Source organism: Enterobacter sp. HMSC16D10, assembly GCF_001807145.1.
GTDB classification, from domain to species: domain Bacteria; phylum Pseudomonadota; class Gammaproteobacteria; order Enterobacterales; family Enterobacteriaceae; genus Enterobacter; species Enterobacter roggenkampii.
On record NZ_KV787915.1, the window covers coordinates 146,471 to 168,291 of the forward strand.

A 21,821-nucleotide genomic window follows, 5' to 3' on the forward strand; every position below is an offset into this window, starting at 1 on the left:
TCTTGTCGACACTTCTCGACACACTGGGGGTCAGGCCACGTTCGCTGAGGTATTTCCGTCCATCAGCTGCTTCAGGTTGACCGGGAGATCGTGTTCAACGGCGGTGTACAGGCCGTTATAAACCGGGGCGATTTTTTCCAGATAGTGCTCCAGTACCTGCTGGCGATCGCGGTTGCTGACGTGGCCGTCCACCATGCCGTCAGCCATCAGCTGCGCCTTTGCAATACACTGTTTTTCACCGTCTTTTGTCTCGAGGTAGTACTCGATGGTGTGGCTGTTGAAGTTATCCGCCAGGGTGACGTTGATGATGAAATGGCCGAAGAGGACAAAGCGCATATCGCCCTGCGCCGCACAGCTCATCGCGTGGTGAAGACGCGCTTTCGACAAGGTAATGCCCTGAACCAGAGAGTTGCAGTAAAGGTGCCACTGGTCCTGTAACTGCTGATGACGCTGCGCGATGTATTCCGCTTTTTCGCTGATTTCCCAAATAGTCATAAAAGGTATCCGTTTAATGGAGATAGCGGCTGTTAAGCAGATTCCATGCCAGTTTTTATGCTTATGATTTTCAATGGATTTAATTAAAAATTCGCTGTCAACATCGCGGTGTCGACGTGTCATTTCGACAGCGGTGACATCGACACGCCTTAACAAAAATCAAGCTGGCACTGTTATTGCATTACCGGGGCAATTCATTGAGGAGGCGTCATGCACGAAATCACCCTCTGCCAGCGGGCTCTGGAACTTATCGAACAGCAGGCTGTGCAAAACCACGCGAAACGCGTCACCGGCGTCTGGCTGAAGGTCGGGGCGTTTTCCTGCGTCGAGACCAGCGCCCTGACCTTCTGTTTTGAGCTGGTGTGCCGCGGCACGCTGGCGGAAGGCTGCGAACTGCATATTGAGGAGCAGCAGGCGGAGTGCTGGTGCGAACAGTGTCAGCAGTACGTCACCCTGCTCTCATCAAAGGTACAGCGCTGTCCGCAGTGTCAGAGCACCGGGCTGCGCATCGTGGCGGATGACGGCATGCAGATCCAACGCCTCGAAATCGAGAAGGAGTAAAGTATGTGTAGTACCTGCGGTTGCGCCGAAGGCAACCTGTATATAGAAGGGGATGAGCACCGTCCCCACTCCGCGTTTCGCTCCGCGCCCTTTTCCCCTGCCCCGCGCCCTGCGGCAGCCCTGACCGGCATTACCTTTGCGCCGCAGCGTTCCGACGCGGGCGACCTGCATTACGGCCACGGCGAAGCGGGTACCCACGCGCCGGGCATGAGCCAGCGCCAGATGCTGGACGTGGAAATCAACGTGCTGGACAAAAATAACCAGATCGCCGCCCGCAACCGCGCCCGCTTTGCCACCCGCAAACAGCTGGCGCTGAACCTGGTCTCCAGCCCCGGATCCGGTAAAACCACGCTGCTGACCGAAACGCTCAAACGCCTCAACGGGCGCGTCTCCTGCGCGGTGATCGAGGGCGACCAGCAAACGGTAAACGACGCGGCGCGCATCCGCGAAACCGGCACCCCGGCAATTCAGGTTAACACCGGCAAAGGCTGCCACCTGGATGCGCAGATGATTGCCGACGCCGCCCCGCGCCTGCCGCTGGCGGATAACGGCATCCTGTTTATTGAAAACGTCGGCAACCTCGTCTGCCCGGCGAGCTTCGATCTGGGTGAACGACACAAGGTGGCGGTGCTTTCGGTGACCGAGGGCGAAGACAAGCCGCTGAAATACCCCCACATGTTCGCCGCGGCATCCCTGATGCTGCTGAACAAAGTCGACCTGCTGCCGTACCTGAATTTCGACGTGGATAAGTGCCTGGCGTATGCCCGCGAAGTGAACCCGGAGATTGAGATCATGATGGTCTCCGCCACGCGCGGCGACGGCATGGACGGCTGGTTACGCTGGCTGGAGAACGAACGATGTGCATAGGCGTACCGGGACAAATCCATTCCCTCAACGGTAATCAGGCCAAAGTCGAGGTCTGCGGCATCCTGCGCGATGTAGACCTGACGCTGGTGGGCAGCACCGATGAAACGGGCGCGTCGCGTCTCGGCCAGTGGGTGCTGGTCCACGTGGGGTTTGCCATGAGCGTGATTAACGAAGCGGAAGCCCGCGACACGCTGGATGCGTTGCAAAACATGTTCGACGTGGAGCCGGACGTGGGCGCGCTGCTGTACGGCGAGGAGCGGTAATCATGCGTTACGTTGATGAATACCGCGCGCCGGAGCAGGTGCTGCAGCTTATCGGACACCTCAAAACGCGCGCGGCGCGGCTGGACTACACGAAAGAGAAACCGCTGCGGATCATGGAGGTGTGCGGCGGGCACACGCACGCGATCTTCAAATTTGGCCTCGACCAGCTGCTGCCGGAGAACATTGAGTTTATCCACGGCCCCGGCTGCCCGGTCTGCGTGCTGCCAATGGGACGCATCGACAGCTGTATCGAGATTGCCAGCCGGCCCGACGTCATATTCTGCACCTTTGGCGACGCGATGCGCGTGCCGGGGAAAAACGGCTCGCTGCTGCAGGCGAAAGCGCGCGGGGCCGACATCCGGATCGTCTATTCGCCGATGGATGCCCTGACGCTGGCAGCGGATAACCCCGCGCGCAAGGTGGTATTTTTTGGCCTGGGGTTTGAAACCACCATGCCCGCGACGGCCATCACGCTGCAGCAGGCGAAAGCGCGCGGCGTCGATAACTTTTTCTTCTTCTGCCAGCACATTACGCTTATCCCCACCCTGCGCAGCCTGCTGGAAGCGCCAGGCAACGGCATTGACGCCTTTCTGGCACCGGGCCACGTCAGCATGGTGATTGGCACAGACGCCTACGGTTTTATCGCTGAACAGTACAATCGTCCGTTAGTGGTGGCTGGTTTCGAACCACTTGATCTACTGCAAGGTGTCACCATGCTGGTTGAGCAGAAAATAGCGGCCCTGAGCGCGGTTGAAAACCAGTACCGCCGCGTGGTACCGGATGCCGGCAATGAACGGGCTCAGCGTGCCATTGCGGAGGTGTTCAGCGTCGAAGGCGACAGCGAGTGGCGAGGACTGGGGCTGATTGCCGAATCCGGCGTGCGCCTGACGCCAGCCTATCGCGCGTTCGACGCCGAAGCGCATTTCCGCCCGCAGCCGCAGCAGGTTTGCGACGATCCCCGGGCCCGCTGTGGCGAGGTGCTCACCGGCAAATGCAAACCGCATCAGTGCCCGTTATTTGGCAATACCTGTAACCCGCAAACGGCGTTTGGCGCGCTGATGGTCTCCTCCGAAGGGGCATGCGCCGCGTGGTATCAATATCGCAACCAGGAGTGTGAAGCATGAACACGGTGGAAATGGCGCACGGAAGCGGTGGACAGGCGATGCAGCAGCTGATTAACCGGCTGTTCATGGAGGCCTTTAACAACCCCTGGCTCGGCGAGCAGGAAGACCAGGCGCGCATTGACCTCGCCACCCTCACCGCCCAGGGCGACCGGCTGGCCTTCTCCACCGACAGCTATGTCATCGATCCGCTGTTCTTTCCCGGCGGCGATATCGGCAAGCTCGCCGTCTGCGGCACGGCCAACGACGTGGCCGTCTGCGGCGCCATTCCCCGCTACCTCTCCTGCGGATTCATCCTTGAAGAGGGTCTGCCGATGGAGACGCTCTCGGCGGTGGTGAACAGCATGGCACACACCGCGCGCGAGGCGGGTATCGCTATCGTCACCGGGGACACCAAAGTGGTCCAGCGCGGTGCGGCCGATAAGCTGTTTATCAACACCGCCGGAATGGGGGCTATCCCCGCCAACATTCACTGGGGCGCACAGCGGCTTAGCGCGGGCGACGTGCTGCTGGTAACCGGCACGCTGGGCTGCCACGGAGCGACTATCCTTAACCTGCGTGAAGGCTTAGGGCTGGACGGTGAACTGCGCAGCGACTGCGCGGTGCTCACCCCGCTGATTCAGACGCTGTGTACTATTCCCGGCGTGAAGGCCTTGCGCGATGCCACCCGCGGCGGGGTGAATGCGGTGGTTCACGAATTCGCCGCAAGCAGCGGGTGCGGGATTGAACTGACCGAGCGTGGCCTGCCTGTAAAAGCTGCCGTGCGCGGGCTGTGCGAACTATTGGGACTTGACCCACTGAACTTTGCTAACGAAGGCAAGCTGGTGATCGGCGTGGAACGCGCGGCGGCGGAAGCCGTTCTTGCAGAGCTGCGCGCGCATCCATTAGGGAAAGAGGCCGCCATCATCGGCGAAGTGGTTGAGCGCAAGGGGGTGCGCCTGACCGGACTTTACGGCGTGAAGCGCACGCTGGACCTGCCGCACGCGGAACCCTTACCCCGAATTTGCTAGAGCCGCGCCATAAGCGGTCAGCACTGAATGTCTCTTTTTTGCCAGTTTCTATTGGAAAGCAATAATGCCGTATACACCGATGAGCGATCTTGGACAGCAGGGCCTGTTTGATATCACGCGCACACTTTTACAGCAGCCCGATCTCGGCGCGCTGAGCGATGCCCTGACGCGGCTGGTCAGGCAATCAGCGCTGGCCGACAGCGCGGCGATTGTACTGTGGCATAGCGGAACGCACCGCGCGAGCTACTACTCAACGCGCGATAATGGCAAAACGTTTGAGTACGAAGACGAAACGTATCTCGCGCATGGCCCGGTGCGCCGTATTCTCTCCCGGCCTGAAGCGCTGCACTGCAACTTTGAGGAGTTCCGCACGGCGTGGCCGCGGCTGGCAGAGAGCAATCTTTATCAGCCTTTCGGCCACTACAGCATGCTGCCGCTGGCGGCGGAGGGCCATATTTTTGGTGGCTGCGAGTTTATTCGCACGACCGACCAGCCCTGGAGCGAGGCGGAATACGAGCGTCTGCACACCTTTACCCAGATTGTGGCCGTCGTCGCGGAGCAGATCCAAAGCCGCGTGACCAATAACGTGGATTACGACCTGCTGAGCCGCGAACGCGACAACTTCCGCATTCTGGTCGCCATCACCAACGCCGTACTATCACGGCTCGATATGGACGAGCTGGGCAGCGAAGTGTCGAAAGAGATCCATCACTATTTCAAAATCGATGCCATCAGCATCGCGCTGCGCGGCCATCGCAAGGGCAAGCTGAACATCTACTCCACGCATTATCTGGATGAAGCCAACCCGGCGCACGAGCAGAGCGAAGTGGACGAAGCGGGCACCCTGTCTGAGCGGGTGTTTAAAAGCAAAGAGATCCTGCTGCTCAACCTGAGCGAGCAGGACCCGGTGGCACCGTACGAGCGGATGCTGTTTAACACCTGGGGCAACAAGATTCAGACCCTGTGCCTGCTTCCCCTGATGTCCGGCAACACCATGCTGGGGGTGCTGAAGCTGGCGCAGTGCGATGAGGCCGTGTTTACCACCGCCAACCTGAAGCTGCTGCGCCAGATCGCCGAGCGTATCTCCATCGCGCTGGATAACGCCCTCGCCTATCAGGAGATCCACCGCCTGAAAGAGCGGCTGGTGGATGAGAACCTGGCCCTGACCGAACAGCTCAACAACGTGGACAGCGAGTTTGGTGAAATCATCGGGCGCAGCGACGCCATGTACAGCGTGCTCAAGCAGGTTGAGATGGTGGCGCAAAGCGACAGCACGGTGCTGATCCTTGGCGAAACCGGTACGGGTAAAGAGCTGATTGCCCGCGCCATCCACAACCTGAGCAACCGCAACAGCCGTCGGATGGTGAAGATGAACTGCGCGGCGATGCCCGCAGGCCTGCTGGAAAGCGACCTGTTCGGCCACGAGCGCGGTGCATTCACCGGGGCCAGCAGCCAGCGGCTGGGCCGTTTTGAGCTGGCGGACAAGAGCTCGCTGTTCCTCGACGAAGTGGGCGATATGCCGCTGGAGCTACAGCCGAAACTGCTGCGCGTCCTGCAGGAGCAGGAGTTTGAACGTCTTGGCAGCAACAAGCTTATCCAGACTGACGTGCGGCTGATTGCCGCCACCAACCGCGACCTGAAAAAAATGGTCGCCGACCGCGAGTTTCGCAGCGATCTCTACTATCGCCTGAACGTCTTCCCGATCTTCCTGCCGCCGCTGCGCGAGCGCCCGGAAGATATTCCCCTGCTGGTCAAAGCGTTTACCGCCAAGATCGCGCGTCGGATGGGGCGAAACATCGACAGCATTCCTGCCGAGACGTTACGTACCCTTTCATCGATGGAGTGGCCCGGCAACGTGCGCGAGCTGGAAAACGTCATCGAGCGTGCGGTGCTGCTGACGCGCGGCAATGTGCTGCAGCTCTCCCTGCCTGAAGTGACGCTGCCTGACGTGACCGTGCCCGCCGCCGAGACGGCGAAAGAGGGAGAAGATGAATATCAGCTCATTATGCGCGTACTCAAAGAGACCAACGGCGTGGTTGCCGGGCCAAAAGGTGCCGCCCAGCGTTTAGGGTTAAAACGCACTACCCTGCTGTCGCGCATGAAGCGTCTCGGGATCGACAAAGAGAGCCTGGTTTAAGCCCCCAATCCGGCGGTGTTTTTCTGGCACCGCCTTTCGTTACCCTGCGCAATTGTCCCTCATTGACACAAAATCGTTTCCTCTGTATAAAATTCCGCCTTAATAATGAGTTTCATTTGCATCAATAATAATATTAATCAAGGGTAGCGTTTCATGAAGAAGGTCATCTGCGCGTTAGGCCTGGCGGTTGCGTCGGTCAGTTCTGCTCTGGCAACCACATATCCTCTGACGATTGAAAACTGTGGCTATAAAGAGATATTCACCAAAGCGCCGGAACGCGTCGTGGCTCTGGGTCAGAATACCGTCGAAATTCTGCTCCTGCTGGGGCTGGAAGATAAGGTGAAGGCCAGCGCCTTCTGGCCGACGAAAGTGCTGCCGCAGCTGGCGGAACAGAACGCAAAAATCAAAACCCTGACGGTCGAAATCCCTACCCTTGAATCCGTGCTTGCGCAAAATCCCGACTTTGTCCCCGCACAGTCACCGCTGCTGCTGGGGCCAGAAAGCAAGGTCGCAAAACGCGACGATCTGATGACCCTGGGCGTGAACAGCTACGTGTCCCCGGGCATGTGTGCGACCAAAAAAGCCACCGGCGATATGTACGGCAGCCGCCAGAAACTGTGGGATATGACGTATCTCTATCAGGAGATTGAGGATTTCGCCAAAATCTTTAACGTTGAAGACCGCGGTCAGGCCGTGATTGCCGATTTCAAAAAACGTGAGGCCGACTTGCGTAAGGAATTCGGCAAGAACAAAAAAGATCTCTCCTTTGTTTTCTGGTTCTCCAGCTCATCCCCCTCTGCGGACGCCTACGTAGGCGGTAAAAATAGCCCCTCCGGGTTTATCGCCAGCCTGATGGGCGGGCATAACGCCATCACCTCCGAGACCGAATGGCCAACCGTGGGCTGGGAAAGCATTATTGCCGCCAATCCGGATGTGATTGTGGTCTCGAGCCTGGATCGCAACCGCTGGGCGCTGGATAACGCGGAAGAGAAAATCAAATTCCTGAAAAGCGATCCGGCCGTCAGCCAGCTGGACGCGGTGAAAAAAGGCCATATCGTGGTGATGGACGGTCAGGCCATGAACCCGACAATTCGCACGATTTACGGGGCTGAGCAGGTTGGCGAACAGCTCAGAAAACTGGGGCTGAACTGATGACCACCGCTGTCCTTCAGGCCAGGCAGAGCCTGGTTCTGACGACCTCGTGTTTGCTCGCCTTTGTCCTGCTATTTCTGGTTATCGCGCTGAGCGTCAGCGTCGGCGAGCTGTCCATCCCGCTGGATAACGTGTTTTACGCCATCAGCAATAAAATGGGGCTCACCAATGTTCCGCTCACTCGCATCTATGAGAGCGTGATCTGGGACTTCCGCCTGAGCCGCGCGCTGGTGGCGGCCTGCTGCGGCGCGGGGCTGGCCATCTGCGGGGCCGTATTGCAGAGCCTGCTGAAGAACGCACTGGCGGAACCCTACGTGCTCGGCGTGTCCGCGGGCGCATCGACCGGGGCGGTTTCTGTCGTCGTATTGGGGATCGGCACCGGTGCGGTGTCGCTCTCTGCCGGGGCCTTTGCCGGGGCGTTCGCCGCGTTTGCGTTTGTCGCGTTTCTGACGAACGGCGCGCGCGGCGGGAATGAACGTACGATTCTGGCAGGCGTCGCCGCCTCGCAGCTTTTTAACGCCATTACCGCCTACACCATTAGCACCTCCGCCAGTGCCCAGCAGGCACGCGACGTGATGTTCTGGCTGCTGGGCAGCTTCAGCGGCGTACGCTGGCCTGAATTCCAGCTGGCACTGGTCGTGGTGCTGATTGGGTTAGCCGTGTGCCTCTACTATTCCCGGGCGCTGGATGCCTTTACGTTCGGCGATGACGCCGCGGCGTCGCTGGGCATTGCAGTCCCCTGGGTGCGCCTGGCGCTCTTTACCACCACCGCGCTGATTACCGCAACCATCGTCAGCATGGCGGGCTCAATCGGCTTTGTCGGGCTGGTGGTGCCGCACGTCATGCGTTTCCTGTTCGGGCCGCTGCACCGCACGCTGCTGATTGCCAGCGCGCTGGCAGGCGCGATCCTGATGGTGCTGGCAGACATTGCCTCGCGCATGCTGATTGCGCCGCAAAGCCTGCCCGTCGGCGTGGTCACCGCGCTGGTTGGCGTTCCGTTCTTTGCCGTGATTATCTACCGCTCAAGGAATAAGTGATGAGCATCTGCGCTGAAAATATTACCTGGAAGGTCGGCAAAAAAGTCATCGTTAATGACGTCTCGCTGAAGGTTTCCCGGGGCGAAACGGTAGGACTGCTTGGCCCTAACGGCTGCGGTAAATCGTCTCTTTTACGAATCCTCGCGGGGCTGCGTCGCCCGGATGCGGGCTGTGTGACGCTGGACGGCCAGGACATCTCTCGTATTGCCAAAAAGCAGCTGGCCCGCCGGGTCGCCTTCGTGGAGCAGCACGGCATGACTGACGCCAACATGCGCGTGCGCGACGTGGTCAAACTCGGGCGGATTCCGCACCACTCCGCCTTTTCCAACTGGAGCACGCACGATGACGAAACCGTCACCGCCGCTCTGCAGCGCGTGGATATGCTGGATAAAAGCAACCAGGGGTGGCTGAGCCTCTCCGGCGGTGAGCGTCAGCGCGTCCACATTGCCCGCGCGCTGGCCCAGATCCCGACGGAAATCCTGCTGGATGAACCAACAAACCACCTGGACATTCATCATCAGATGCAGCTGATGCAGTTGATCAGCGACTTACCGGTCACCAGCATTGTCGCTATCCACGATCTCAACCACGCCTCGATGTTCTGCGACTCGCTGATTGTGATGCAGAAAGGCCAAATTGTGGCGACGGGGACGCCGCAGGACATCCTGTCCGAGTCGTTGCTCTGGGACGTCTTCCGGGTCAAAACCAAAATCGAGATCTCGCCGTTCCATGGCAAAAAACACATTCACTTTATCGTTTAGGGGCGAGTGACCAACGATGCCCCTTCGCCCTGCCACCACGCTCTGGCCCCCCGTTTTACTGGGTAGCCAGTTTGTTTTTAACATCGGCTTTTACGCCGTTGTCCCCTTCCTGGCGATATTCCTGCGCGACGATATGCTGCTCTCCGGCGGGCTGATCGGGCTGATCCTCGGCCTGCGCACGTTCTCTCAGCAGGGGATGTTTATCGTCGGCGGCGCGCTCTCGGACCGGTTTGGCGCGAAAATCGTTATCCTGAGCGGGTGCATTATTCGCGTCGCGGGGTATCTGCTGCTGGCGCTTGGAGAATCGCTGTGGCCGATTATTCTGGGCGCGTGCCTGACGGGGGTGGGCGGCGCGCTGTTTTCTCCTTCTATTGAGGCATTGCTGGCGAAAGCGGGCACGCACAGCGAGGCGAAAGGTAAACGAAGCCGGGCGGAGTGGTTCGCGCTCTTTGCGGTCTGCGGGGAACTCGGTGCGGTACTGGGCCCGGTTGCCGGCGCACTGCTCACCGGCCTGGGCTTTCGCCAGGTGGCGCTGGCGGGCGCTGGCGTCTTTCTCGTTGCGCTGGTGGTTCTCTACTTTTGCCTGCCCGCGTCACGCCATGCCGCGCGGACGCTGAAGCTCGTTCCCTGGTGGACGACCTTTCGCCAGCCCCGCTTTGTCGCCTTTATCATTGCCTATAGCTCGTGGCTTTTAAGCTATAACCAGCTCTATCTGGCGCTGCCGGTAGAGATCCAGCGCGCCGGCGGTAACGAGAAAGATCTCGGCCCGCTTTTTATGCTGGCCTCTGTACTGATTGTTGCTTTACAGCTGCCACTGGCGCGATTCGCCCGGCGCGTGGGCGCGGTGAGGATCCTGCCGGTGGGCTTTTTATTCCTCTCCGCCGCCTTTGCAAGCGTGGCAATGTTTGCGCCGACGGCACCGCCTGAGGGCTGGCTTCGCCTGCTGCCGTCGGTCTGTTTCGTGACGCTGTTGACGCTGGGACAGATGCTGCTGGTACCCTCAGCTAAGGACCTGGTCCCCCGGTTTGCCGAGGAGTCCACGCTGGGGGCGCACTACGGCGCACTCGCCACCGCCGGAGGCATTGCGGTACTGGCCGGAAATTTGCTGTTTGGCAGCCTGCTGGATCGCGCGCTGGTGCCCTCAACGCAGGCGATGCTCCCCTGGCTGCTGCTGGCCCTCTTCCCGCTCTGCAGCGCGCTGGCCCTTAACGTGATTTGCCGCCCGCTCAGAAGCTGAACCGGTCACTTTTTCGGACGATACTTTTCCGGCAGTTCCGGTACGGGACGACGGTCATCCATCAGATGGCGGACGGTCAGAATGGGGTGACGCCAGAGCATTCGCGGGCCTGCCCAGCGCATAATCTGCTTCATCTCTTCGCGTTTTGCAGGCTGGTAGCAGTGGACCGGACACTGTTTACAGGCGGGCTTTTCCTCCCCGAAAACGCATTTATCCAGACGCTTATCGGCATAGGCATTTAGCGCCTGATAGTGCCCCTCTTCCACAGAGGCTTGAGGACACTGCTTCTGATACAGCGCGATCATTTTCGCGATGGTCTCTTTTTCGCGAGAAATTCGTTTACCGGACATAGCGACTTACCGAACAATAAAGTGCAAAAATAATACACCTTTCAATGCGGGATTTCAGTTATTGCATGTCGTTTTCTGAAGCCTGATTCCAGTTTTAGCCCTGCAAGGCCCAACCATCACTGGTATTTTATACAGGCATCAGTAATGACTTTTATCCGTGTTGTCAGGAGACCCTATGCAAGAACTCGCTATCAACAAACCCTATCGCCATTTAACAGTGGGATATTTCAGAAAGCGCCATGAAGACCGCAATACCAAGATACCGAAGCGCTACAGCGTGCATGCGGCGCTGAGCTTAAAAGGTGACTGGCTTGAAAAGGCAGGGTTTACCACCCACTCCCGGGTGCGAGTGGGTGTGGAGCATGGAAAAATCGTCATTGAGCTCATGTCGGAAGATGCCTCGTAAAACGGCGACATTTTTCTGCGCCGTACCTTTTTTTCATGCGACAATAGAAGGAACAAACGGCCACTGAGCCGCTCAAAACGGTTTATATTCAAAGAAATGGACATCATAACTCCATGAGCACACTCGACAATTTCGACGCACATACGCCGATGATGCAGCAGTATCTGAAGCTGAAGGCACAGCATCCGGAAATCCTGCTGTTCTATCGTATGGGCGATTTTTACGAGCTGTTTTATGACGATGCCAAACGCGCATCGCAGCTGCTCGACATCTCGCTGACCAAACGGGGCGCATCGGCTGGTGAACCCATTCCAATGGCCGGTATACCCCACCACGCGGTAGAAAACTACCTGGCGAAACTGGTGAATCAGGGTGAGTCTGTCGCCATCTGCGAACAGATCGGCGACCCCGCGACCTCAAAAGGTCCGGTGGAACGCAAGGTCGTGCGTATCGTCACGCCGGGCACCATCAGTGATGAAGCCCTGCTTCAGGAGCGCCAGGATAACCTGCTGGCCGCGCTGTGGCAGGACGGCAAAGGCTTTGGCTACGCGACGCTGGACATCAGTTCCGGGCGTTTTCGTCTGAGTGAACCGGCCGATCGTGAAACGATGGCTGCCGAACTGCAGCGCACCAACCCGGCAGAACTGCTCTATGCCGAAGATTTCGCCGAAATGGCGCTGATTGAAGGTCGTCGCGGCCTGCGCCGCCGTCCGCTCTGGGAATTCGAAATTGATACCGCGCGCCAGCAGCTGAATCTGCAGTTTGGCACCCGCGATCTGATTGGCTTTGGCGTTGAAAATGCCCCGCGCGGGCTGTGTGCGGCAGGTTGCCTCCTGCAGTACGTGAAAGATACCCAGCGCACCGCCCTGCCGCATATCCGCTCTATCACCATGGAGCGCCAGCAGGACAGCATCATCATGGATGCCGCCACGCGCCGTAACCTGGAGATCACGCAGAACCTGGCGGGCGGCGTAGAAAATACGCTCGCGTCGGTCCTCGACAATACGGTAACGCCAATGGGCAGCCGTATGCTGAAACGCTGGCTGCATATGCCGATTCGCGATACCGCTACGCTGGTTTGCCGTCAGCAGACGATTGCTGCCCTGCAGGATCGGTATACCGAGCTGCAGCCGGTCCTGCGCCAGGTGGGGGATCTGGAACGTATCCTGGCCCGTCTGGCGCTGCGCACGGCGCGACCGCGCGATCTCGCGCGGATGCGTCATGCTTTCCAGCAGCTGCCGGAACTGCGTGCGCAGCTGAGCGACGTTGACAGCGCGCCGGTACAGAAACTCCGCGAAACCATGGGCGAATTTACCGAACTCCGCGAGCTGCTTGAACGCGCCATTATTGATGCGCCTCCGGTTCTCGTGCGTGATGGCGGCGTGATTGCCCCGGGCTACAACGAGGAACTGGACGAATGGCGCGCGCTGGCCGACGGCGCGACGGACTACCTTGATAAGCTGGAAATCCGCGAGCGCGAGCGTCTTGGGCTCGACACCCTGAAGGTGGGGTATAACGCGGTTCACGGTTACTACATTCAAATCAGCCGCGGGCAGAGCCATCTGGCGCCGATTCACTACGTGCGCCGCCAGACGTTGAAAAACGCTGAACGCTACATCATTCCCGAGCTGAAAGAGTACGAGGACAAAGTTCTCACCTCGAAAGGCAAAGCGCTGGCGCTGGAAAAACAGCTCTATGAAGAGCTGTTTGACATGCTGATGCCACACCTGGCCGACCTGCAGCTGAGCGCCAGCGCGCTGGCGGAACTGGATGTGCTGGTGAATCTGGCAGAGCGCGCGGAAACGCTGAACTACACCTGCCCGACCTTTACCGACAAGCCCGGCATTCGCATTACCGAAGGCCGTCACCCGGTGGTCGAGCGGGTGCTGAACGAACCGTTCATCGCCAACCCGCTGAGCCTGTCGCCGCAGCGAAGAATGCTGATCATTACCGGTCCGAACATGGGCGGTAAGAGTACCTATATGCGTCAGACGGCGCTGATTGCCCTGCTTGCCTATATCGGCAGCTACGTTCCGGCGCAAAACGTGGAGATTGGCCCCATCGACCGTATCTTTACCCGCGTCGGGGCTGCGGACGATCTGGCTAGCGGTCGCTCAACCTTCATGGTTGAAATGACCGAAACGGCTAATATTCTGCATAACGCGACGGAGCACAGCCTGGTGCTGATGGACGAAGTCGGACGCGGAACGTCAACCTACGATGGTCTGTCGCTGGCCTGGGCCTGTGCGGAAAGCCTCGCGAATAAAATCAAGGCCATGACGCTGTTCGCCACCCACTACTTCGAGCTGACGCAGTTGCCGGAGAAAATGGAAGGCGTGGCTAACGTCCACCTTGATGCGCTGGAGCACGGCGACACCATCGCCTTTATGCACACGGTGCAGGATGGCGCGGCAAGCAAGAGCTATGGTCTGGCCGTTGCGGCGCTGGCCGGTGTACCGAAAGAGGTGATCAAGCGCGCGCGTCAGAAGCTGCGTGAGCTGGAAAGCCTGTCACCGAATGCGGCGGCGACGCAGATCGATGGTACGCAGATGTCGCTGCTGGTGCCAGCGGAAGAGACATCGCCTGCAGTGGAAGCGCTGGAGAATCTCGATCCGGATTCCCTGACGCCGCGTCAGGCGCTGGAGTGGATTTATCGGTTGAAGAGTCTGGTTTAGTTCTCTGCGGTCTGTTTTGTCGGGTGGCGGCTTCGCCTTACCCGACCTACAAAACCGTAGGCCCGGTAAGCGCAGCGCCACCGGGCTTTTTTTTAGAGCAGCGGCGGGATTGTCGGCACCTGTGGCGCCTCGTCAATATCCTTCTGCGTCATGCGGAACGCTTCCGGGTAGTGCTCGCGGCTGGTACGACGCAGCGGTTCGGTATCGCGCCAGGTATACAGACAATGCTGGCACTGGTAAACGGTCCAGACCCCTTTCACCGGTGACGTCGCCATCACTTCAATATGCTCATCGGCACAACGTGGACAAATCATCTTTTCCTCCTTATTGGCGTGCAGCCAGCATCGCGGTCAGTTTTTCAGCCCAGGCTTTGGTTTCAGGCAGATCCTGAACCGGCTGGCTATAGTGGCCCCGGGTGTCCGGTGCGACAGGCGTGGTCGCATCAATAATCAGTTTGTCGGTAATGCCCGCTGGGCTGGATCCCGGATCGAGTTCAAGCACCGACATGTTCGGCAGCTGCACCAGATCGCCTGCCGGGTTGACCTTCGATGACAGCGCCCACATCACCTGCGGAAGGTTGAACGGGTCGACATCCTCATCCACCATAATCACCATCTTCACGTATCCCAGGCCGTGCGGCGTGGTCATGGCGCGCAAGCCAACCGCGCGGGCGAAGCCGCCGTAACGCTTTTTGGTGGAGATGATCGCCAGCAGACCGTGGGTGTACATCGCGTTTACCGCCTGCACTTCCGGGAACTCCGCTTTCAACTGCTGGTAGAGCGGCACGCAGGTGGCTGGCCCCATCAGATAATCAATCTCGGTCCACGGCATGCCGAGGTAAAGGGATTCGAAAATCGGTTTGGTGCGGTAAGAAACTTTGTCGATACGCACAACCGTCATGTTACGGCCACCGGAGTAGTGGCCGGTAAACTCGCCGAACGGCCCTTCAATTTCGCGCTTACGGCCTTCAATCACCCCTTCCAGGATCACTTCAGAACCCCACGGCACATCAAAGCCGGTCAGCGGTGCGGTGGCAATCGGGTACGGGCTTTCACGGAGCGCACCAGCCATTTCATATTCCGACTGATCGTATTTAAGCGGCGTCGCGCCCATCAGGGTGATGATCGGGTCGTTGCCCAGCGTAATCGCAATCGGCAGGTCTTCGCCGCGCTCTTCCGCTTTGTGCAGATGCAGGGCGATATCGTGCATCGGCACCGGCTGCAGGCCGAGCTTGCGCTTGCCCTTCACTTCCATGCGGTAGATGCCAACGTTCTGCTTGCCGAAGTTATCCGGGTCGAGCGGATCGCGTGAGACAACGCACGCTTTGTCGAGATAAAAACCACCGTCCCCGTCGTTCAGGCGGAACAGCGGCAGGATGTCGAACAGGTTAATGTCTTCACCGTCCACCGTATTCTGCGCCCAGGCCGGGTTGGCGCGGCGCTCTGGCGCAATCGGGAATTTATCCCAGCGGCGAATAAACTCGTCGATCTGCTTTTTCACCGGCGTGTTCGCAGGCAGCCCCATCGAAATAGCGTGATTTTGCCAGGAGCCGATGGTGTTCATCACCACGCGGGCATCGGTAAAGCCGCGAATATTGTCGAACCACAGCGTGGGCGCGCCGTCACCGATGCGGCCGGTCGCGTTGGCTGCCGCCGCCAGATCCGGCTCGGCGTTCACCTCTTCCTCAATTTTCAGCAGTTGCCCTTGCTCATCGAGCGCCTGCAGGAAGCTTCTCAGATCATCAAATGCCATCTTTATTCTCCTGTGAAAAATGTTTCGCCTCCCGCAACCCGTTCCAGCGACGCGCCTTTTTATGCTCCAGGCCAAACTGGTCGAGCACGCGGGTCACAATATGCTGGGTAATGTCATCGGCGGTTTGCGGGTGGTTGTAGTACGCAGGCATGGGCGGCACCATCGCCACGCCCATGCGGGAGAGCGCCAGCATGTTCTCCAGATGAATGGTGCTGAGCGGCGTTTCACGGGGCACCAGTACCAGCTTACGCCCCTCTTTCAGCACCACATCCGCCGCACGGCCCACCAGCCCTTCGGCATAGCCCGCGCGGATCCCGGCCAGCGTTTTCATGCTGCAGGGAATGACGATCATGCCGTCGGTACGAAACGAGCCGGAGGAGATGGTGGCGGCCTGGTCAGCCGGGCTGTGGATGACGTCAGCCAGGGCAGCAACGTCCTGGGCGGTGTAAGGCGTTTCCAGCTCAATGGTGGTTTTTGCCCACTTCGACATCACCAGATGCGTCTCTACTTCCGGCATTTCCCGCAGCGCCTGCAGCAGCGCCACGCCCAGCGGAGCACCCGTCGCCCCCGTCATTCCCACGATCAATCTCATTCATCACCTCAATCAATTTGTTCGTGTACGAACATTGTAGGTAAACTACTCCCGGATTGTTTTTCTGACAAGATTGTTCGTACACGATCACACAAAATGCTAAAAAATGCCGCATTATCATCCTGGACTTTAGCGGCTATCATAGGGGGTGATTTTTTCTGTCGGAGTGTTCATGGAACTAAGACAAGAGGCGTTCCACCTGTTACGTCAGCTTTTTCAACAGCATACCGCAAAGTGGCAACATGCCCTGCCGGAACTGACCAAGCCGCAGTATGCGGTGATGCGCTCGATTGCCGAGCATCCGGGCATTGAACAGGTGGCATTGACTGAAGTCGCGGTCAGCACGAAAGCGACCCTGGCGGAAATGCTGAGCCGCATGGAGGCGCGCGGGCTGGTCAAACGCGAGCACGACCCTGCGGATAAACGCCGTCGCTTTGTCTTCCTGACGCCAGAAGGTGAAGCCCTGCTTGCAGACTGTAAGCCGGTAGGCAATGAGGTTGATGAGGCCTTTTTAGGACGCCTTAACAAGGCCGAGCGGGAGCAGTTCTCTGCGCTCATCAAAAAGATGATGCACGATTAACTCACGCTGGTGCGCATAAAATCGATAAAGGTGCGCACTTTTGCGGGCACATGCCGGGCATCAGGATAGACCGCATAGATCCCCTGCCGCGCAAAGGTATACTCCGGTAAAATCGTCACCAGCGTTCCCGCATCAAGCGCTTCACGCACCATCCATTCCGGCAGTAACGCCACCCCACCGCCTGCGAGCGCAAAAGCCATAAGGGCCTGAGCGCTGTCGGCAAACAAACGCGGCGCCTTTTTTATCTCCAGCATGTCAGGCGCACCGCGGGCATCTTTCACCTGCCAGCGCAGCGGCGAGGCTAAGCGCTCGTGGATAATCCAGTCGGCCTGCGCCAGCTGCGCAAGCGATTCGATCGGGTTTCTCGCAAGCCACTCGGGCGTCGCGACGGGGAGAATAGAAAAGTGAGAAATCAGTGCGGCGTGGTTGCGCGAATCAACAAGCGTTCCCAGCCGGATGGCCACGTCAAAGCGCTCCGAGATAAGGTCTGCGTGCAGTGACGACGAAACATGTCGGACGCGAAGATCCGTGTGCTGCTGGCTAAACCTGGCCAGCAGCGGCACCACGACCCGGGCGCCATATTCAGGCGTGGTCGTGATCCGCAGTTCGCCGGTGAGCCCCGCATGGTTCGCACGGACATCATCCTGCAGCCGTTCGGCCTCCTTCAGAAGCGCGACGCTGCGCTGATGAAAAAGCACGCCCGCCTCGGTTAGCGTCAGGCGGCGGGTGGAGCGCAGCAGCAGCGTAACGCCCAGCTCATCTTCAAGCTGGCGGATATTGAAGCTAACCACCGCTTTTGTCAGCCCCATCGCCTCGGCGGCCGCCGTAAAACTGCCGGTGTCGGCCACCGCGACAAACATCTGCGTCCGCTGCAGGTTAATCATCATCACACCCTTTACTGTCAAAATATTTTTGACAGTATATCGCGCTTTGTCAGGTTTATCCGTGCTTCCCGGATCGATACGATACGCCACCTCACCGGAGGATCCACCATGACGTATCGCAGCCAAGTTGCCGTTGTCTATCTGCTGGGCTTTTTTCTTGATTTGATCAACATGTTTATTGCCAGCGTCGCCTTTCCGGCGATGGCTCACGCCTTTAACACCACGCCTTCGGCCCTTACCTGGGTCAGTAACGGGTACATTGCCGGCCTGACGCTGGCGATCCCGTTCAGCAGCCTGCTCTCGCGCCGCATTGGGCCAAAGCGCGTCATCCTGCTTTCGCTTTTTCTGTTCAGTGCCGCCTCCGCTGCGGCGGGCCTGTCTGCAACGCTTGAAAGTCTGATTGCCTGGCGAGTGCTTCAGGGCGTGGGAGGAGGCCTACTGATCCCCGTCGGACAGGCGCTGACCTGGCAACAGTTCAGGCCTCAGGAGCGTGCGAAGCTCTCCTCGGCGGTGATGCTGGTCGCGCTGCTTGCCCCGGCCTGCTCCCCGGCTATCGGGGGACTGCTGGTACAGACGCTAAGCTGGCGATGGATATTTTTCGCCACGCTACCGGTCGCTATCGTGACCTTCGTTCTGGCCTGCCTGTGGCTTAAACACGAAATGCCTGCGATGAACGCGGCCAGACTGCTAAACCTGTCATTGCTCGCGGACCCGCTTTTGCGTTTTTCCATGCTTGTCTATATCTGCGTTCCTGGCGTATTTATTGGGGTGAACGTCACGGGCATGTTTTATCTTCAGAACGTGGCGAATATGAGCCCAGCCGCTACGGGCATGCTCATGCTGCCGTGGTCTGTGGCATCGTTTATCGCCATCTCGGCAACGGGACGTTATTTTAACCGTACCGGCCCCCGACCCCTGATCGTCATCGGCTGCCTGCTGCAGGCGACGGGCATTCTGCTTTTGATTGACGTCAGTTCGGCTACGCTGTTGCCTGCCGTCGCGTTTGCCCTGATGGGCGCCGGGGGAAGCCTGTGCAGCAGCACGGCTCAGAGCAGCGCGTTTCTGACAACGCGCCGGGACGAGATGCCGGATGCCAGCGCGCTGTGGAATCTCAATCGTCAATTGAGCTTTTTTGCCGGTGCCCTGCTGCTGGCGCAGGTGCTGAACCTGGCGCAGGCGTGGCTGACGCCACACGCCGCCTGGCACGGGATGTTTATTTTTGCCGCAGGCATGACCTTGCTGCCTGTACCGTACGTTTTTCGTCTTAACAATACGCAGGTGCTAAACCCGCTGCGACAGGAGAATTCATGACGCCTTTCGAACACGACATTATCGACCTCCACATTGCGCTTGAAGCATGGTTAGGCAAAGGTGAAGGCGAGGCCGACGCCCTGCTCGCCCGTTTCCGTCGCGATTTTCTGATGATCCCGCCGGGCGGTGTGCAGGTCGACTATAACGGCCTGGCCAGTTTTCTGGAAAAACAGCGCGGAAGCCGTCCCGGGCTGAAAATCGTCATTGACGAATTAACCACGATCCAGAGCGGCGAACGGGGTGCAGTGCTTCACTACCGGGAGACGCAAACCCGGCCAGACCTGCCCGTTAACGTGCGCTGGTCAACCGCGGTGCTTAATCAGGAAGGTGACAAAATAACCTGGCGTCTGCTGCACGAGACGGCGACGCAGCCGTAACACAAAAGAAAAAGGCCCGTCTCACGACGGGCCTTTTTTGACGAAAGGTTGCTTATTCGCGGAACAGCGCTTCGATATTCAGACCTTGCCCCTGCAGGATTTCACGCAGGCGACGCAGACCTTCAACCTGAATCTGACGAACACGTTCACGGGTCAGGCCAATTTCGCGGCCGACGTCTTCCAGTGTCGCAGCTTCATACCCCAGTAAACCGAAACGACGCGCCAGCACTTCACGCTGTTTGGCGTTCAGTTCGAACAGCCATTTGACGATGCTCTGCTTCATGTCATCGTCCTGCGTGGTGTCTTCCGGACCGTTGTCTTTTTCATCGGCCAGGATGTCCAGCAGCGCTTTTTCGGAGTCGCCACCCAGCGGGGTGTCAACGGAGGTAATGCGCTCGTTGAGACGCAGCATACGGCTTACGTCATCAACCGGTTTATCGAGTTGTTCGGCAATTTCTTCTGCGCTTGGCTCGTGGTCCAGCTTATGGGACAACTCGCGCGCGGTACGCAGATACACGTTCAACTCTTTGACGATGTGAATCGGCAGGCGAATCGTACGGGTCTGGTTCATAATAGCCCGTTCGATGGTCTGACGAATCCACCAGGTCGCGTAGGTTGAGAAACGGAACCCGCGTTCCGGGTCAAACTTCTCAACTGCGCGGATGAGACCTAAGTTGCCCTCTTCAATCAGATCCAGCAGAGCCAGACCACGATTGCCGTAACGGCGGGCAATTTTCACGACCAGTCGCAGGTTACTTTCAATCATGCGACGACGCGAGGCCACATCACCACGCAAAGCACGACGTGCGAAATAGACTTCTTCTTCGGCCGTTAGCAGTGGGGAGTAACCAATCTCCCCAAGGTAAAGCTGAGTCGCGTCCAGTACACGCTGTGTGGCGCCCTGCGATAACAGCTCTTCTTCAGCCAAATCGTTATCACTGGGTTCCTCTTCTACTAAGGCTTTTTCGTCAAAAGCCTCTACTCCGTTCTCATCAAATTCCGCGTCTTCATTTAAATCATGAACTTTCAGCGTATTCTGACTCATAAGGTGGCTCCTACCCGTGATCCCTGAACGAGACACCCTGGCTGGCATGCCCCGTCAAATTATCGCTGCGGCAAGTACTGCAGCGGGTTTACGGATTTCCCCTTGTAACGAATTTCAAAATGCAAGCGTGTAGAACTGGTTCCGGTGCTACCCATGGTAGCGATTTTTTGCCCCGCCTTAACTTCTTGTTGTTCCCGGACCAGCATTGTGTCGTTATGGGCGTAGGCACTCAGGTAATCATCGTTGTGTTTGATGATGATAAGATTACCGTAACCGCGCAGAGCGTTACCGGCATACACAACGCGTCCATCTGCGGTCGCGATGATAGCCTGTCCTTTACTCCCTGCGATATCGATCCCTTTATTTCCCCCTTCGGAGGAAGAGAAGTTCTCGATAACCTTGCCGTCAGTCGGCCAGCGCCATGCAGAAATCGGCGAACTGGAGGTCATACTGCTGGCAGTCGGTTCAGTAGAGCTAACCACAGGTGCCGTAACCGGTGCTGTGACAGCAGTCGCAGTCCCTTTATTATTCGGCAACATTTTGTTAGCAGTCTGATCACCTGAATCCTCAGAATACGTAATTACAGGTTGTGAAGCAACCACCGTGGTGGATTTTTGTGCAGGCTTAACGCTGTTATTTTGAGCCGTCACATCGGCTGCTGAAACCGTGTTGCCAGGCGTAAGCGGCGTACCCGTCGCGTTGCCCACCTGGAGCGTTTGCCCGACTTCCAGACCATATGGGGCCTGGACGTTGTTGCGCTGCGCGAGGTCACGGAAATCGTTCCCGGTGATCCACGCAATGTAGAACAGCGTATCGCCGCGTTTCACGGTATAGGTGCTGCCACCGGTGTAGCTGCCTTTCGGAATGTTCCCATACTGGCGGTTATAGACTATGCGGCCGTTTTGGGTCTGAACAGGCTGTTCAACTGGCTGAACCTGCATTGGCTGTGTAACAGGATGTTGCACAGGCTGAATTTGTGGTGTTTGCTGCGGCGCAGCCGTTCCCATTTTAGGTGGCGGCGTGATTAACATTCCGCTGGACGTGTTACCGGAGCCGCTGTTTCCGCCGACGGAACTGACGGGCGCAGGCGCGTTGTTAGAACTTGTACAGCCTGCCAGCCAGAGCGAAACCAGTGATAATGCCGCAACACGGCTGATGGTGAATTTAGGGCTTCCCGCGCTCATTTATCCCCCAGGAATGTGTTAACT

General features: G+C 58.4%; 23 protein-coding genes. 15 read left to right on the forward strand and 8 right to left on the reverse strand.

Annotated features, from left to right (window positions below):
* Window positions 1–30 precede the first annotated feature (30 nt).
* A complete protein-coding gene (hycA, locus tag HMPREF3143_RS22890; protein ID WP_008499579.1) occupies window positions 31–495 on the reverse strand; it encodes a formate hydrogenlyase regulator HycA in 465 nt (154 codons plus the stop codon).
* Window positions 496–705: 210 nt separating this feature from the next.
* Here hycA and hypA point away from each other — a divergent pair, with 210 nt between their 5' ends.
* From hypA to HMPREF3143_RS22940, 10 genes are all read left to right on the forward strand, one after another.
* On the forward strand, window positions 706–1,056 hold the full coding sequence (hypA, locus tag HMPREF3143_RS22895) for a hydrogenase maturation nickel metallochaperone HypA (RefSeq protein ID WP_008499580.1): 351 nt from the start codon (window positions 706–708) through the stop codon (window positions 1,054–1,056).
* 3 nt (window positions 1,057–1,059) lie between these two features.
* Window positions 1,060–1,923, forward strand: a complete 864-nt coding sequence (gene hypB / locus HMPREF3143_RS22900) for a hydrogenase nickel incorporation protein HypB (RefSeq protein WP_039265545.1) — start codon at window positions 1,060–1,062, stop codon at window positions 1,921–1,923.
* Window positions 1,914–2,186, forward strand: coding sequence for a HypC/HybG/HupF family hydrogenase formation chaperone (locus tag HMPREF3143_RS22905; protein ID WP_008499582.1), 273 nt, complete (start codon window positions 1,914–1,916; stop codon window positions 2,184–2,186). Before hypB ends, HMPREF3143_RS22905 begins: the two co-directional genes overlap by 10 nt.
* A 2-nt stretch (window positions 2,187–2,188) precedes the next feature.
* Entirely contained in the window at window positions 2,189–3,310 is a 1,122-nt protein-coding gene (gene hypD, locus HMPREF3143_RS22910) for a hydrogenase formation protein HypD (protein WP_045418280.1), read from the forward strand.
* Window positions 3,307–4,317, forward strand: a complete 1,011-nt coding sequence (gene hypE, locus HMPREF3143_RS22915) for a hydrogenase expression/formation protein HypE (protein WP_070534340.1) — start codon at window positions 3,307–3,309, stop codon at window positions 4,315–4,317. The genes hypD and hypE overlap by 4 nt, the downstream gene beginning before the upstream one ends.
* Before the next feature lie 64 nt (window positions 4,318–4,381).
* Window positions 4,382–6,454, forward strand: a complete 2,073-nt coding sequence (flhA, locus tag HMPREF3143_RS22920) for a formate hydrogenlyase transcriptional activator FlhA (protein ID WP_070534341.1) — start codon at window positions 4,382–4,384, stop codon at window positions 6,452–6,454.
* 153 nt (window positions 6,455–6,607) lie between these two features.
* Window positions 6,608–7,606, forward strand: a complete 999-nt coding sequence (locus HMPREF3143_RS22925) for a siderophore ABC transporter substrate-binding protein EitA (RefSeq protein WP_070534342.1) — start codon at window positions 6,608–6,610, stop codon at window positions 7,604–7,606.
* Window positions 7,606–8,643 carry a FecCD family ABC transporter permease gene (locus tag HMPREF3143_RS22930; RefSeq protein WP_025912391.1) on the forward strand — a complete coding sequence of 346 codons (1,038 nt, stop codon included), beginning with the start codon at window positions 7,606–7,608 and terminating at the stop codon, window positions 8,641–8,643. The genes HMPREF3143_RS22925 and HMPREF3143_RS22930 overlap by 1 nt, the downstream gene beginning before the upstream one ends.
* Window positions 8,643–9,404 (forward strand): siderophore ABC transporter ATP-binding protein EitC, encoded by a 762-nt coding sequence (locus HMPREF3143_RS22935; RefSeq protein ID WP_070534343.1) that lies wholly within the window; start codon window positions 8,643–8,645, stop codon window positions 9,402–9,404. Before HMPREF3143_RS22930 ends, HMPREF3143_RS22935 begins: the two co-directional genes overlap by 1 nt.
* Before the next feature lie 16 nt (window positions 9,405–9,420).
* Window positions 9,421–10,641 carry an MDR family MFS transporter gene (locus HMPREF3143_RS22940; protein ID WP_008499589.1) on the forward strand — a complete coding sequence of 407 codons (1,221 nt, stop codon included), beginning with the start codon at window positions 9,421–9,423 and terminating at the stop codon, window positions 10,639–10,641.
* A gap of 5 nt (window positions 10,642–10,646) precedes the next feature.
* Here the strand turns inward: HMPREF3143_RS22940 and HMPREF3143_RS22945 are convergent, their stop codons facing one another.
* Window positions 10,647–10,991, reverse strand: coding sequence for a nitrous oxide-stimulated promoter family protein (locus tag HMPREF3143_RS22945; RefSeq protein ID WP_008499590.1), 345 nt, complete (start codon window positions 10,989–10,991; stop codon window positions 10,647–10,649).
* Between the two features lie 175 nt (window positions 10,992–11,166).
* Here HMPREF3143_RS22945 and HMPREF3143_RS22950 point away from each other — a divergent pair, with 175 nt between their 5' ends.
* Both HMPREF3143_RS22950 and mutS read left to right on the forward strand, forming a co-directional pair.
* Window positions 11,167–11,397, forward strand: a complete 231-nt coding sequence (locus tag HMPREF3143_RS22950; RefSeq protein WP_008499591.1) for a SymE family type I addiction module toxin — start codon at window positions 11,167–11,169, stop codon at window positions 11,395–11,397.
* A gap of 113 nt (window positions 11,398–11,510) precedes the next feature.
* Window positions 11,511–14,072 (forward strand): DNA mismatch repair protein MutS, encoded by a 2,562-nt coding sequence (mutS, locus tag HMPREF3143_RS22955; protein ID WP_047748599.1) that lies wholly within the window; start codon window positions 11,511–11,513, stop codon window positions 14,070–14,072.
* A gap of 92 nt (window positions 14,073–14,164) precedes the next feature.
* Here the strand turns inward: mutS and HMPREF3143_RS22960 are convergent, their stop codons facing one another.
* The 3 genes from HMPREF3143_RS22960 to HMPREF3143_RS22970 are packed head-to-tail and all read right to left on the reverse strand — an operon-like array spanning window position 14,165 to window position 16,416.
* On the reverse strand, window positions 14,165–14,386 hold the full coding sequence (locus HMPREF3143_RS22960; protein ID WP_003862116.1) for a non-oxidative hydroxyarylic acid decarboxylases subunit D: 222 nt from the start codon (window positions 14,384–14,386) through the stop codon (window positions 14,165–14,167).
* A gap of 10 nt (window positions 14,387–14,396) precedes the next feature.
* Window positions 14,397–15,824 carry a non-oxidative hydroxyarylic acid decarboxylases subunit C gene (locus tag HMPREF3143_RS22965; protein ID WP_070534344.1) on the reverse strand — a complete coding sequence of 476 codons (1,428 nt, stop codon included), beginning with the start codon at window positions 15,822–15,824 and terminating at the stop codon, window positions 14,397–14,399.
* Window positions 15,814–16,416, reverse strand: coding sequence for a non-oxidative hydroxyarylic acid decarboxylases subunit B (locus tag HMPREF3143_RS22970; protein ID WP_055321969.1), 603 nt, complete (start codon window positions 16,414–16,416; stop codon window positions 15,814–15,816). Before HMPREF3143_RS22970 ends, HMPREF3143_RS22965 begins: the two co-directional genes overlap by 11 nt.
* A gap of 172 nt (window positions 16,417–16,588) precedes the next feature.
* Here HMPREF3143_RS22970 and HMPREF3143_RS22975 point away from each other — a divergent pair, with 172 nt between their 5' ends.
* A complete protein-coding gene (locus HMPREF3143_RS22975) occupies window positions 16,589–16,996 on the forward strand; it encodes a MarR family winged helix-turn-helix transcriptional regulator (RefSeq protein WP_008499596.1) in 408 nt (135 codons plus the stop codon).
* Here the strand turns inward: HMPREF3143_RS22975 and HMPREF3143_RS22980 are convergent.
* Window positions 16,993–17,880: a LysR family transcriptional regulator gene (locus tag HMPREF3143_RS22980; protein ID WP_070534345.1), complete on the reverse strand. Its 888-nt coding sequence runs from the start codon at window positions 17,878–17,880 to the stop codon at window positions 16,993–16,995. The genes HMPREF3143_RS22975 and HMPREF3143_RS22980 overlap by 4 nt on opposite strands.
* Before the next feature lie 108 nt (window positions 17,881–17,988).
* Here HMPREF3143_RS22980 and HMPREF3143_RS22985 point away from each other — a divergent pair, with 108 nt between their 5' ends.
* Window positions 17,989–19,191: an MFS transporter gene (locus HMPREF3143_RS22985; RefSeq protein WP_070534346.1), complete on the forward strand. Its 1,203-nt coding sequence runs from the start codon at window positions 17,989–17,991 to the stop codon at window positions 19,189–19,191.
* The gene (locus HMPREF3143_RS22990; protein WP_032675421.1) at window positions 19,188–19,568 is read left to right on the forward strand and encodes a DUF4440 domain-containing protein; all 381 of its coding nucleotides are present in this window, start codon (window positions 19,188–19,190) and stop codon (window positions 19,566–19,568) included. Before HMPREF3143_RS22985 ends, HMPREF3143_RS22990 begins: the two co-directional genes overlap by 4 nt.
* Window positions 19,569–19,620: 52 nt before the next feature.
* Here the strand turns inward: HMPREF3143_RS22990 and rpoS are convergent, their stop codons facing one another.
* Together rpoS and nlpD are read right to left on the reverse strand one after the other, a co-directional pair.
* Entirely contained in the window at window positions 19,621–20,613 is a 993-nt protein-coding gene (gene rpoS / locus HMPREF3143_RS22995; RefSeq protein ID WP_008499600.1) for an RNA polymerase sigma factor RpoS, read from the reverse strand.
* 59 nt (window positions 20,614–20,672) lie between these two features.
* Entirely contained in the window at window positions 20,673–21,797 is a 1,125-nt protein-coding gene (gene nlpD / locus HMPREF3143_RS23000) for a murein hydrolase activator NlpD (RefSeq protein WP_008499601.1), read from the reverse strand.
* Between the last annotated feature and the right edge of the window lie 24 nt (window positions 21,798–21,821).

Excerpts from the sequence above, each read along its gene's own strand:
- hycA (WP_008499579.1), bottom strand. The coding sequence starts at position 495 with ATGACTATTTGGGAAATCAGCGAAAAAGCGGAATACATCGCGCAGCGT.
- hypA (WP_008499580.1), top strand. The coding sequence starts at position 706 with ATGCACGAAATCACCCTCTGCCAGCGGGCTCTGGAACTTATCGAACAG.
- hypB (WP_039265545.1), top strand. The coding sequence starts at position 1,060 with ATGTGTAGTACCTGCGGTTGCGCCGAAGGCAACCTGTATATAGAAGGG.
- HMPREF3143_RS22905 (WP_008499582.1), top strand. The coding sequence starts at position 1,914 with ATGTGCATAGGCGTACCGGGACAAATCCATTCCCTCAACGGTAATCAG.
- hypD (WP_045418280.1), top strand. The coding sequence starts at position 2,189 with ATGCGTTACGTTGATGAATACCGCGCGCCGGAGCAGGTGCTGCAGCTT.
- hypE (WP_070534340.1), top strand. The coding sequence starts at position 3,307 with ATGAACACGGTGGAAATGGCGCACGGAAGCGGTGGACAGGCGATGCAG.
- flhA (WP_070534341.1), top strand. The coding sequence starts at position 4,382 with ATGCCGTATACACCGATGAGCGATCTTGGACAGCAGGGCCTGTTTGAT.
- HMPREF3143_RS22925 (WP_070534342.1), top strand. The coding sequence starts at position 6,608 with ATGAAGAAGGTCATCTGCGCGTTAGGCCTGGCGGTTGCGTCGGTCAGT.
- HMPREF3143_RS22930 (WP_025912391.1), top strand. The coding sequence starts at position 7,606 with ATGACCACCGCTGTCCTTCAGGCCAGGCAGAGCCTGGTTCTGACGACC.
- HMPREF3143_RS22935 (WP_070534343.1), top strand. The coding sequence starts at position 8,643 with ATGAGCATCTGCGCTGAAAATATTACCTGGAAGGTCGGCAAAAAAGTC.
- HMPREF3143_RS22940 (WP_008499589.1), top strand. The coding sequence starts at position 9,421 with ATGCCCCTTCGCCCTGCCACCACGCTCTGGCCCCCCGTTTTACTGGGT.
- HMPREF3143_RS22945 (WP_008499590.1), bottom strand. The coding sequence starts at position 10,991 with ATGTCCGGTAAACGAATTTCTCGCGAAAAAGAGACCATCGCGAAAATG.
- HMPREF3143_RS22950 (WP_008499591.1), top strand. The coding sequence starts at position 11,167 with ATGCAAGAACTCGCTATCAACAAACCCTATCGCCATTTAACAGTGGGA.
- mutS (WP_047748599.1), top strand. The coding sequence starts at position 11,511 with ATGAGCACACTCGACAATTTCGACGCACATACGCCGATGATGCAGCAG.
- HMPREF3143_RS22960 (WP_003862116.1), bottom strand. The coding sequence starts at position 14,386 with ATGATTTGTCCACGTTGTGCCGATGAGCATATTGAAGTGATGGCGACG.
- HMPREF3143_RS22965 (WP_070534344.1), bottom strand. The coding sequence starts at position 15,824 with ATGGCATTTGATGATCTGAGAAGCTTCCTGCAGGCGCTCGATGAGCAA.
- HMPREF3143_RS22970 (WP_055321969.1), bottom strand. The coding sequence starts at position 16,416 with ATGAGATTGATCGTGGGAATGACGGGGGCGACGGGTGCTCCGCTGGGC.
- HMPREF3143_RS22975 (WP_008499596.1), top strand. The coding sequence starts at position 16,589 with ATGGAACTAAGACAAGAGGCGTTCCACCTGTTACGTCAGCTTTTTCAA.
- HMPREF3143_RS22980 (WP_070534345.1), bottom strand. The coding sequence starts at position 17,880 with ATGATTAACCTGCAGCGGACGCAGATGTTTGTCGCGGTGGCCGACACC.
- HMPREF3143_RS22985 (WP_070534346.1), top strand. The coding sequence starts at position 17,989 with ATGACGTATCGCAGCCAAGTTGCCGTTGTCTATCTGCTGGGCTTTTTT.
- HMPREF3143_RS22990 (WP_032675421.1), top strand. The coding sequence starts at position 19,188 with ATGACGCCTTTCGAACACGACATTATCGACCTCCACATTGCGCTTGAA.
- rpoS (WP_008499600.1), bottom strand. The coding sequence starts at position 20,613 with ATGAGTCAGAATACGCTGAAAGTTCATGATTTAAATGAAGACGCGGAA.
- nlpD (WP_008499601.1), bottom strand. The coding sequence starts at position 21,797 with ATGAGCGCGGGAAGCCCTAAATTCACCATCAGCCGTGTTGCGGCATTA.